The sequence below is a fragment of the Phenylobacterium sp. genome (genome assembly GCF_020253645.1).
In the GTDB taxonomy this organism is placed as follows: domain Bacteria; phylum Pseudomonadota; class Alphaproteobacteria; order Caulobacterales; family Caulobacteraceae; genus Phenylobacterium.
Genome location: NZ_JADCBG010000037.1, coordinates 83,436 through 93,467, shown reverse-complemented (window position 1 = coordinate 93,467; position 10,032 = coordinate 83,436). Strand labels below are relative to the sequence as shown.

At 72.8% G+C, this 10,032-nt stretch carries 10 protein-coding genes and 1 pseudogene; 3 read left to right on the top strand and 8 right to left on the bottom strand.

Annotated features, from left to right (window positions below):
• The coding region (mnmH, locus tag INE98_RS03255; RefSeq protein ID WP_293536528.1) for a tRNA 2-selenouridine(34) synthase MnmH at positions 1–749 on the bottom strand (749 nt) is incomplete at its 3' end.
• A gap of 99 nt (positions 750–848) precedes the next feature.
• On the opposite strand from mnmH, the gene selD reads away from it, so the two are divergent.
• The gene (gene selD, locus INE98_RS03250) at positions 849–1,919 is read left to right on the top strand and encodes a selenide, water dikinase SelD (protein WP_293536526.1); all 1,071 of its coding nucleotides are present in this window, start codon (positions 849–851) and stop codon (positions 1,917–1,919) included.
• A 4-nt stretch (positions 1,920–1,923) separates the two neighbouring features.
• On the opposite strand, the gene INE98_RS03245 is transcribed toward selD, so the two are convergent.
• The 5 genes from INE98_RS03245 to mnmC all read right to left on the bottom strand — a co-directional run bounded on the left by INE98_RS03245 (position 1,924) and on the right by mnmC (position 6,434).
• Positions 1,924–2,637 carry an ABC transporter ATP-binding protein gene (locus INE98_RS03245; RefSeq protein WP_293536525.1) on the bottom strand — a complete coding sequence of 238 codons (714 nt, stop codon included), beginning with the start codon at positions 2,635–2,637 and terminating at the stop codon, positions 1,924–1,926.
• A complete protein-coding gene (gene modB / locus INE98_RS03240) occupies positions 2,627–3,295 on the bottom strand; it encodes a molybdate ABC transporter permease subunit (RefSeq protein ID WP_293536523.1) in 669 nt (222 codons plus the stop codon). Before modB ends, INE98_RS03245 begins: the two co-directional genes overlap by 11 nt.
• A 3-nt stretch (positions 3,296–3,298) precedes the next feature.
• A complete protein-coding gene (gene modA / locus INE98_RS03235) occupies positions 3,299–4,072 on the bottom strand; it encodes a molybdate ABC transporter substrate-binding protein (protein ID WP_293536521.1) in 774 nt (257 codons plus the stop codon).
• A gap of 95 nt (positions 4,073–4,167) precedes the next feature.
• Entirely contained in the window at positions 4,168–4,587 is a 420-nt protein-coding gene (locus tag INE98_RS03230) for a DUF6491 family protein (RefSeq protein ID WP_293536519.1), read from the bottom strand.
• A 71-nt stretch (positions 4,588–4,658) separates the two neighbouring features.
• Positions 4,659–6,434 carry an FAD-dependent 5-carboxymethylaminomethyl-2-thiouridine(34) oxidoreductase MnmC gene (gene mnmC / locus INE98_RS03225; protein ID WP_293536518.1) on the bottom strand — a complete coding sequence of 592 codons (1,776 nt, stop codon included), beginning with the start codon at positions 6,432–6,434 and terminating at the stop codon, positions 4,659–4,661.
• Between the two features lie 104 nt (positions 6,435–6,538).
• On the opposite strand from mnmC, the gene INE98_RS03220 reads away from it, so the two are divergent.
• Positions 6,539–7,447 (top strand): alpha/beta hydrolase, encoded by a 909-nt coding sequence (locus INE98_RS03220; protein WP_293536516.1) that lies wholly within the window; start codon positions 6,539–6,541, stop codon positions 7,445–7,447.
• Positions 7,448–7,532: 85 nt separating this feature from the next.
• On the opposite strand, the gene rsmD is transcribed toward INE98_RS03220, so the two are convergent.
• The gene (rsmD, locus tag INE98_RS03215) at positions 7,533–8,108 is read right to left on the bottom strand and encodes a 16S rRNA (guanine(966)-N(2))-methyltransferase RsmD (RefSeq protein WP_293536514.1); all 576 of its coding nucleotides are present in this window, start codon (positions 8,106–8,108) and stop codon (positions 7,533–7,535) included.
• 59 nt (positions 8,109–8,167) lie between these two features.
• Between rsmD and INE98_RS03210 the strand changes: the two are divergent.
• A pseudogene (locus tag INE98_RS03210) lies at positions 8,168–8,875 on the top strand (enoyl-CoA hydratase/isomerase family protein); the annotation flags it as partial.
• On the opposite strand, the gene INE98_RS03205 reads toward INE98_RS03210, so the two are convergent.
• On the bottom strand, positions 8,829–10,025 hold the full coding sequence (locus INE98_RS03205) for a pseudouridine synthase (protein ID WP_293536512.1): 1,197 nt from the start codon (positions 10,023–10,025) through the stop codon (positions 8,829–8,831). The pseudogene INE98_RS03210 and the gene INE98_RS03205 sit on opposite strands and share 47 nt — an antisense overlap.
• Positions 10,026–10,032 lie beyond the last annotated feature (7 nt).

Sequence of the window (10,032 nt, the reverse complement as noted above, 5' to 3'; positions counted from 1 at the left end):
TCGGGGGCGGCTTCCAAGCGGATCGAGGGGGCCTGTGACATGGCGGTCCAGACGGCGGGGGGCAGCATGCGCTCGCCCACCTTGCTGGACTCCGCCTCGATCACCACGGGCCGGGCGGGGTCGAGGGCTTCCAGGGCGCCAAGGAGGCGACTCTCGAACATCTTCTGGGCGGGCTGGGGCTGGCCAGGCAGGGCGCCCAGCAGGGAGCCGCGATGCTCGGCCAGGCCCTCCAGGTCCAGGACCTGGACCCCCAGGGCGGGCAGGCGCCTCAGGACCTCCGTCTTGCCGGATCCTGTCGGTCCGTCGAGCACGACGGCGCGGAAGCCGGGGGGCGAGTCGTAGAGCCGGGTCGTCACCTCCCGCCGGTAGGTGCGATAGCCGCCGGCCAGCACGCCCACGCGCCAGCCCACCTGCGAGAGGATGTGGGCCATGGCGCCCGAGCGCATGCCGCCCCGCCAGCAGTAGACCAGGGGCCGGAAGCCGCCGGGCTGGTCCGCCAGGGCGCCCAGAAGGTGGCCGGAGATGTTGCGCGCCACATAGGCGCCGCCGACCTTGCGGGCCAGGAAGCGCGACTTCTGGACATAGAGGGTCCCGACTTCCGCGCGCTCGGCATTGTCCAGCACCGGCAGGTTGACCGCGCCCGGCACGTGATCCTCGGCGAACTCGCCCGGGCTGCGCACGTCGATGACCATGTCGAATCGCGCCCGGGTCGCCGCATCGGCGGCGGCGACGGTCTCGGGGCCGCTCATGTGGGACGGTCCGGTCGGCGCGACGGGAAATCGGGGACGCAGGTCATGGGCCGCTAGTATACACCCGCGACGGCGCGGTCTGAACAGGAGGGACGGGGCATGGCGGAGTCCGGCGGAACGGCGGAGGGCCCCGTGCGACTGACCAGCCTGGCCCACGGAGGCGGCTGCGGCTGCAAGATCGCCCCGGGCGTCCTGCAGCAGATCCTCGCCGGAGCCCCGCAGGCCGCCCCCTTCGCCAGCCTGATGGTCGGGACCGAGACCTCGGACGATGCGGCTGTCTGGCGGCTTAACGACGAGCAGGCCCTGATCGCCACCACCGACTTCTTCATGCCCATGGTGGACGATCCCCGGGACTTCGGGCGCATCGCCGCCGCCAACGCCCTTTCGGACGTCTACGCCATGGGCGGCAGGCCCATCCTGGCCCTGGCGATGGTGGGCATGCCCATCAACGTCCTGCCGGTGGAGACCATCCGCGGCATCCTGGCTGGCGGGTCCGAGATCTGCGCCGAGGCGGGCATCCCCATCGCCGGTGGTCACTCCATCGACAGCGTCGAGCCGATCTATGGCCTGGTGGCCCTGGGCCTCGTGCATCCCGACCGGGTGATGACCAACCGCGCCGCCCGGGCGGGGGACGAGCTGATCCTCGGCAAGGCCCTGGGGGTGGGCGTGCTTTCCGCCGCCTTCAAGCAGGGCCGGCTGGACGCGGCGGGCTACGCCGCCCTGGTCGGCTCGGCGACCCGGCTCAACACGCCGGGACCGGACCTGGCGGCCCTGGAGGGCGTCCACGCCATGACCGATGTCACCGGCTTCGGCCTGCTCGGGCATGGGCTGGAGATGGCCCGGGGGGCGGGCCTGACCCTTCAGATCGATCCCCTCGCCCCGCGGCTCCTGCCCGGCGCGGAGGCCCTGGCCCGGAATGGAGTGCGGACCGGCGCCAGCGTGCGCAACTGGGACAGCTACGGCGCCGACGTGCGGGGCGCGGAAGTCCTGGAGCCCTGGCGGCGGGACCTGCTGAGCGATCCCCAGACCAGCGGCGGCCTGCTGGTCGCGGCGGCGCCCGGCGTAGCCGAGGACGTTCTCTCCCGCCTGCGGGCGGCGGGCTTCGACGCCTCGAGGGTGGGCCGGTTCGCCCAAGGGCCCGCGCAGATCGTGCTGGCGCCTGGCGCCTGAGGTCTCAGCCGAGGTCGAGGACCTCGACGATCTGTGGGTCGGCCAGGACGTCACCGACCGGACCGCAGCGCAGGATGCGGCCAGCCTCCATCACCGCAATCCGGTCCGCCAGGGCGGCGGCCTCTTCCAGGTCGTGGGTGACCAGCAGCACAGGCGGTCCGCCGGTCAGCCGGAGGGCGGCCAACTCGTCCCGGATCCGCCGCCGGGTTCGCCTGTCCACTGCCGACAGGGGCTCGTCCAGGAGCAGGACGGAGGGCCGCCGGGCCAGGGCCCGGGCCATGGCCACCCTCTGCTGCTGGCCGCCGGAAAGGTTGGCCGGCTTGCGGTCCTCGAGGCCTGAAAGGCCCAGGGCCGCCATCAGGCGCAGGCCCTCCTCTCGCCGCTGCTCCCGGGGTAGGTCGCCCATGGCCATCAGGATGTTCTGCAGGGCGGTCATGTGCGGCAGCAGGGCGTAGGCCTGGAAGACCAGGCCCGTGCGACGGCGGAAGGGCGGGACGAAGATCCTGGCGGCGGTGTCGAGCCAGATCTCCCCACCGCAGGTGATGCGCCCCTCGCCCGGACGAATCAGACCGGCGACGACGCGCAGGAGGGTGGTCTTGCCGGCGCCTGACGGTCCGGTCAGGGCGAGGATCTCGCCGGGCGCAAGCTCAAGGTCCGCTTCGACGCCCGCGGGTCCGCCGCGGCGGAAGGACAGGCTGAGGGCAGGGTCAGCGGTCATGGCGCGCCAGCCGCGAGCCGAGGGCCTGGACGGCGATGATGGCCACCACGGAGACGGCGACCAGGGCCGCCGCGAGGACCCCGGCGCCGGTGTCGTCAAAGGCCTGGACCTTGTCATAGATGGCCAGGGCCGCCGTCCGCGTCTCGCCCGGAATGGAGCCGCCGATCATCAGGACGACGCCAAACTCGCCCATGGTGTGGGCGAAGGTGAGTATGAAGCCGGTCAGGACGCCGGGCCAGGCCAGGGGCGCCTCGACGGTCCAGAAGGTCCGCCATGGACCCAGTCCGCTGACCCAGGCGGCCTCCCTCAGTTCGGGCCTTATGCCCTCGAAGGCCCGCAGGGCGGGCTGCACGGCGAAGGGCAGGTTGGCGATCAGGGAGGCGACCACCAGGCCCTCGAAGCTGAAGACCAGACCCTGGCCGAAGAGGGCGGTCCATGTCGCACCCAGGGGCGTGTCGTCGCCCAGGGCCGCCAGGAGGTAGAAGCCCAGTACGGTGGGGGGCAGGACCAGGGGCAGGGCGATCAGACCCTCCAGCACCGCCCGGCCCCGCCGGACCTGATAGGCCAGGGTCCGGGCGACCAGCACGCCGACCGGAGTCAGCAGGCAGGCGGTCCACAGGCTGAGCTTGAAGGACAGGGCGAAGGCGACGGAGTCCAAGGGTCAGGCGTCTCCGTCAGGGGCCAGGCCGAAGTCCCTCAGGACGGCCCGGGCCGGGGGCGAGGCCAGGAAGTCGAAGAAGGCCCGACCTTCCCGGCTGGCGCCGCGCAGCACGACAGCGGTCTGGACCAGGGGGGCGTGAAGGGCCGGATCGATCCGGCCGTAGGCGCCGGTCTGCGCCAGCTCCGGCCCCAGGGCGAGGGACAGGGGCAGGAGGCCGGCGTCGGCGCCGCCTGTGAGGGCGAAGCGCGCAGCCTGGGCGGCGGAGTCCCCCAGGACGAGGCGCGGCTCCGCCAGGGTCCAGACCCCGAGGGCCGTCAGGGCTTCCCGGGCGGCCCGGCCATAGGGCGCATGGTCCGGGTTGGCGATGGCCATCCTCCGGATCCGGCCGTCCTTCAGCGCCCGGACCAGCTCAGCGGACCCGCCGGCAGGGCGCACCTTCGACCCCTTCCGGGCGAAAAGCACCAGCCGGCCCTGCCCATAGACACGGCCAGGACCCTCGGCCCGGCCTGACGCCACCAGGCGGCGCGCCAGGCTGGCCTCGGCGCTGAGGAAAACTTCGAACGGAGCGCCCGCCTCGATCTGGCGGGTCAGGGAGCCGGAGGACCCGAAGGTCAGACGGACCGGTCCGCCGCCGGCGCGCCGAAACCGCTCGGCGATGAGGGGAAGGGCGCTTGTCAGGTCCGACGCCGCCGCGATGAGGGGGCCCTCCGACGCCCAGGCCCGGGTCGGCGCCAGGGCGATCAGGCTGGCCAGGGTCCGCCGGGTGAGGGACACGCGAGCACTCCAGTGTGAGGTGGGAAGCTATCCGCCCAGCGTATTCGTGTTCCCCGCCGCGCGAAAGCACGGGCGCGTGCACCCTAAGGTCCAGGTCAGGGCCGCGACTTCTTGGGCAGGGCGGCGACCTCCTCCGGAGTGAGACGCGTCAGCGTCTCTACCGAGCATCGGGACACGCCGATGGGAGTCTTCACCAGGACCGTGACATCGATCGCACCGCAGATCGAGGACGAACCGCGGCTGTCGATGGCGATCTTGTGTTCCCAGTCGAGCTCGGGGCAACGCCCCTTCATGTCGAGCCGGTAGATGTCCTTAGCCCGGACCCGGAGGTAGAGGGTCTTGTCATCGGGAGCCGCAAAACCTCGGACGTCGCGGCTGAAGAAACAGCTCTTCTGGGCTGACGGCGCGGCCTTGCCGTCCGTCTTCTCGGTCTGGGGCTTGGGTTCGGTCTGGGCCAGCGCAGCAGCGGACAGACCCAGGGTGGCCGCAGCGATCAGGGCGAGGGATCGAAACATCGCAGGACTCCTCAGGATGGATGGAACCACAAGACCTTGGAACCGCGGCGGGAAAATGACCACCCGGAACCTCAGGCCGCCGAACGGCGCGCCGGATCCACCAGCGCCCCCAGGTCGCCAGGGAGCGGGGAAGGCGCCCCAGCCGCCAGGGCGGCGACATGCTCGCCCAGCAGGGGCGCCCAGGTCAGTCCGCGGGATCCAAGGCCCCCTAGAACCAGAAGTCCAGGCGCTTCTGGGACCGCCCCGGCCAGGGGCAGGTGATCCCGGGTGGTCGCGCGGATCCGGGCCCGGCCGTCGAGGGGCGCGCCGGCCAGGGCCGCGGCGAGTTCCGGCCTGGCCCGGGCGAGACTCTCAAGATTGGCCTGATGGTCCGCCTCTGTCAGTTCGGTGGAGGTCTCGCCGCGCCGGAAGGTGGCGCCGAAAAGGAACCCCGCCGCCATGGGGGCGATGTAACCGCCCCAGCCTGCCGCCCAGGGAGTTTCCGGGCCAGGGTCGGCGATCCAGCTGGCCTGGCCTCGGACGGGCAGGATGGGCGCCCCTGTCCAGAGGCGGGCAAGCTCGGCTCCGGCCGCCAGGATCACCGTCCGGAAGGTCTGCGCCTCGCCAGCCGCGGTCGTCAGGCGCCAACCGCCCTCCACGGGTTCCAAGCGCTCGACGCGCCCGCGGAGATCTGCGTCACACCAGCTGGCGAGGACCTCGCGGGGGTCCAGGCTGAGCGCGTCAGGCTGGTCCAGGCCTGCCCGGTGCGTCGGCTCCCCCAGCCGTTGCGAGGCGGCGGTCGGGTCCAGACGTCGCAACGCCCCTTCCGGAAAAAGGTCCGAGGCAGCGATCCGGGCGAACCGGTCCGGGTCCCTCTCGCTCGCCGCCAACTGCAGCACCCCTCGCGAGATCACCGCCCGGGGCAGGGCGGCGTAGACGTCCAGGGCCCGGAGGTAGGCCTGGGCCGCCAGCCGGGCGACGGGCCCCAGGCCGGCGTCCAGGCGCGGCGTCACCAGGCCGGCGGGATTGCCGGAAGCGCCCGCCCCCGGAGCCTCGGCCTCGAACTGGACCACCTCAACGCCCAGGGCCAGGAGGGCGCGACGGACTGCGGCCCCGGCGATCCCGGCGCCGATCACCGCCGCGGGCCCGGCAAGTCCGGGCGTCGTCACCTGGCCGGGGAGGACCGCCTCCAGGCGCTCGCGCTTGCGGCCATGGCCGGGCGCCCGACTCACTTCGAAGCCCGCAGCTGCCAACCCCCGGCGGACCTGTCCGGCGACGGTGAAGGTGGCGACCCGGGCGCCCGGGGCGGACCGTGCGGCCACCGCCTGGAGGACCTCGTCCCGCCACATGTCGGGATTGAGGGCCGGGGCGAAGCCGTCGAGGAACCAGGCGTCCGCCCGTCCTCCCCACCGGGAGAGGGCCTCCCCCGCCTCCATGAGGGCGAGGTCCAGGCTCGCGCGCGACTCCGGCAGGTCGATCCGGTGAAAGCCCCGGCGCTTTCCGGGCCATTGGGCAAGGAGGGGCGCCGCCAGGCTCGCAAGCTCCGGCCAGGCGGAGAGGGCGCGCGCGGCGTCCTCCCGCGGCATCAGGTGGGCCTCGACGCTGAAAAGGTGCAGGCGCCCGCCCGGGGGGGCCTCCCTGCGCCAAAGGTCCAGCAGGGCGAGGATGTTGAGCCCCGTCCCGAAACCCAGCTCGGCGACGGTGAAGCTCCGGCGTCCCGCCCAGGCCCCCGGCAGGCCGCAGCCCTGGAGGAAGACGGCCCGGGACTCCGCCAGCCCATCATCGGCGCCGAAGTAGGCGTCGCGGTAGAGGGACGAACGGGGTCTCCCGTCCTCGGTCCATTCGATCGGCGCGTCACCCGGGCTCATGCGCCGACCTAGTCCCGGCGACCGTCCCGTCGCAAGGGGCATCCTTGAGGGTGCACGGGCGGCCCCGAGTCGCTAGAACAGCGGCAAGGGGAGGCCGTCCATCCATGTCCAGCACCGTTCCGGGTTTTGCTTTCCGCCGCCTGCGGTTCGACCTGCCGGCTGTCGGGGGCTATGGGACCGCCATCGAAATGGGCCCCCAGGATCGCCCGGTGGACATCGTCTTCTCCCACGCCAACGGCTTCAACGCCCTGACCTACCGCTCGATCCTTGGCCCCCTTTCTGACCGGCTGAGGATCATCGCCGTCGACCAGCGCGGCCATGGCCTGTCCGGCCTGCCGCCGCGCCTCGGGGACCCGGCCCGCAACTGGTACGACCTCGTACCTGACCTGAAGGCGGTGCTGGAAGCGCTCGATATCCGGAACGCCGTCCTGGGCGGTCATTCCATGGGCGGGACGGTCAGCCTGATGGCCGCGGCCGAGAGCCCCGGCCGGGTCCGGGGCATCGCCCTGTTCGATCCCGTGGTCATGCCGCCCGGCTTCGCCGCCCAGAACGGGAACCGACCGCTCAACACCGACAATCCCCTGCTGCAGGGCGCCCTGCGCCGGCGTGCGGTCTTCCCCAGCAAGGCGGCGGTGATCGCTTCCTATTCCGGAAAGGGCGCTTTCCGCGCCTGGACCCCCGACATGCTGGCCGACTACGTGGAGGACGGCTTCCACGACACGCCCTCGGGGGAGGTGGAGCTGAACTGCAATCCGGCCTGGGAGGCCTCCAACTTCGCCAGCCACGGCCATGACCCCTGGCCGTCCTTCGAGGCCGCCGGCGTCCCGATCCGCATCCTCAAGGCCGAGACAGGCTCGACCTGTCGTTCCGACGGCCACGAGGCCGACCTCACCGCCAGCGGCCGGGTCCGGCTTGAGGTGATCCCGGGGACCACCCACTTCCTGCCCATGGAGAGGCCGGACCTCGTCCGGACCACCCTCCTGGACCTGCTGGGCCAGGCCACGGGCGCATAAGCCTCGCGCCCGGCCGGGCGACCCGCTCGAGAGGCCGCCGGCGCCCCCGCAGCCCTCCTTCGCGCGGCGCGCTCCACAAGGGGGTTTATCCCTCCCCGCCCTCCAGCTGCAGGAACCAGACCCTTGCGGCGCCCCAGGTGCGGGCGTCGAGGAGGGTGTAGCCGGCGACTTCAGGGGCCGGCTCGCCGGCGCCGGTCTCAAGCACGGCCAGAGCCCCGGGGGCAAGCCAGCCGCCATCGCGAAGGCGGGCCAGGGCGACCTCGCCCAGGCCCAGGGCATAGGGCGGATCCAGGAAGGCCAGGGTGAAGGCGGGGCCGTCGGCGCCGGGGCGAACGCCGAGGTCCGTGGCGTCGCGGCGGTGGATGCGGGTCTTGCCGAACAGGGCGAAGGCCTCGGCGTTGTCGCGGATGGCGCCCCGGGCGGCGGCGTCGGTTTCCACGAAGAGGCAGAAGGCCGCCCCCCTGGAAAGGGCCTCGAAGCCCAGGGCGCCCGATCCCGCGAAGAGATCGATGACCCGCGCGCCGGCGAGGGACGGCGCCCAGCCGGCGTGCTCGAGGATGTTGAAGACGGCCTGCCGGGCGCGGTCGGAGGTAGGCCGGGTCCCCTGGCCCGGCGGCGCGGCGAGGCTTCGGCCCTTCAGGGCGCCGGAAACAATGCGCATGGCGGGATCGCCTCGGTCGGGTCTAGGGTGCGAAAAAGAAAACCTCAGGGGAGGACCTGATGAGCCTGGTGACCCGCGAACGCAAGGGGTCGGCGGTCGTGCTGACCTACGCCAACCCGCCCTGGGGGACCATGACCGCGGCCGGCGCCCGGGAGATGTACGCCCTGGCCAAGGCCGCCCTGGACGACCCGGAAGTCCGCTGCCTGATCCTGACGGGAGGCGTGCCCGGCGTCTTCATCCGCCACTACGACGTGGACGAGCTGGCCGATATGAGCGCCCGCCTGCAGGACGGCCCGCCTCCACCGCCGCCACGCGCCGGAGCCCCGCCGCCGCCGCCCGGGTTCCTGGAGATGACAGACATCATCGCCGCAGCCGACAAGCCGGTGGTGGCGGCCATCAACGGCCTCTGCCAGGGTGGCGGCTTCGAGCTGGCCCTGGCCTGCGACATTCGCATCGCCACGCCGGAGGCGGCCTCGATCGGCCTGCCCGAGACCCGGATCGGCATCTTCCCCGGCGGCGGCGGCACCCAGCGCCTGCCGCGCGTGGTGGGCGAGTCCAGGGCCCTCGAGATCATCCTGCGCGGTCTGACCTTCACGGGGACGGAGGCCCACGCCATCGGCCTGGTGCATGAGCTGTCCTCAGATCCCCTGGCCCGGGCGCTGGAGATGGCGCGCGAATGGGAGGGTCGCGGGGCCGAAGGCATCGCCGCCGCCAAGCGGCTTACCCGCGCGGCCCTCGATCGCCCCCTTTCGGAGGGCCTTTCCGAGGAGCGCCGCTCCTTCCTGGAGGTGATGCGGACCGCTTCGGCCCGCGCGGCCCTGGAGGGCGCCCGCCAGCCGGTGGAGATCCAGAAGGTCTGACCGCGTGCGCCTTCTTTCCGCCGCCAGGGCCGCCCAGGTCGGTCATGCCGGGCCGGGGGGCGTCAGGCTTGCGCGCCGGGCCCTTGCGGGGCGGCCGGGGGCCGGCCGCCTTGGCCTTGGGCCGGGCCCAGCCGGGCTTGTAGGCGGGCCGGGCGCGGGCCTCGGGAGCCCCTGTAGCGGCGACCGGCCCCGCCGCCGCCTCCCGGCGCTTCTCGGAGACGGGCGCACGGCGGCTCCACTGGGGCCGGTCGCCCCGGGGCAGATCCTCGGGCGCGATGAGGTCTGAGAAGAGCTCGCGGATGACCCGGGGACCGACCTCCTCGATCTCGCCCGGCGGCAGGGTGGAGAGGGCGAAGGGGCCGTAGGCCAGGCGGATCAGCCGGTTGACCTTCAGGCCCACCGATTCGAGCACCTTTCGGACCTCACGGTTCTTGCCCTCGGAAAGGGTGACGCTGATCCACAGGTTGGCGCCGGAGGCGCCGTCGCGGGCCTTGTCGATCACCGCCTCGACGGGGCCGTAGCGGACGCCATCCACGGTGACACCCGCCTTGAGGGCGTCGAGGCGGTCCTGGGTGATGCGGCCGAAGGCCCGGGCCCGGTAGCGGCGGACCAGGCCCGTGGAGGGAAGCTCAAGGGCCCGCGCAAGGCCACCGTCATTGGTCAGAAGGAGAAGGCCCTCGGTGGTCAGGTCAAGGCGGCCGACCGAGATCAGGCGGGGCAGGCCCTGTGGCAGGGCCTGGAAGACGGTGGGACGGCCCTGGGGATCCTTGTGCGAGGTCACCAGGCCCGAGGGCTTGTGATAGCGGAAAAGGCGGGCGGGCTCAGGCTCGCCCACCACCTCGCCGTCCACGGTCAGAATGTCCCCGGCGTCGATACGGACGGCGGGCGTGGTCAGGGTACGGCCATTGATGGCCACCCGGCCCTCAGCGATCAGGCGCTCGACCTCGCGCCGCGAGGCGACGCCGGCCCGGGCGAGGGCCTTGGCGATGCGCTCACCGCTCCCTTCCGGGGATTGACCTTCGTCCCGGCCGGGGGTTCGTAACGGATCGTGGATCATGATCGGG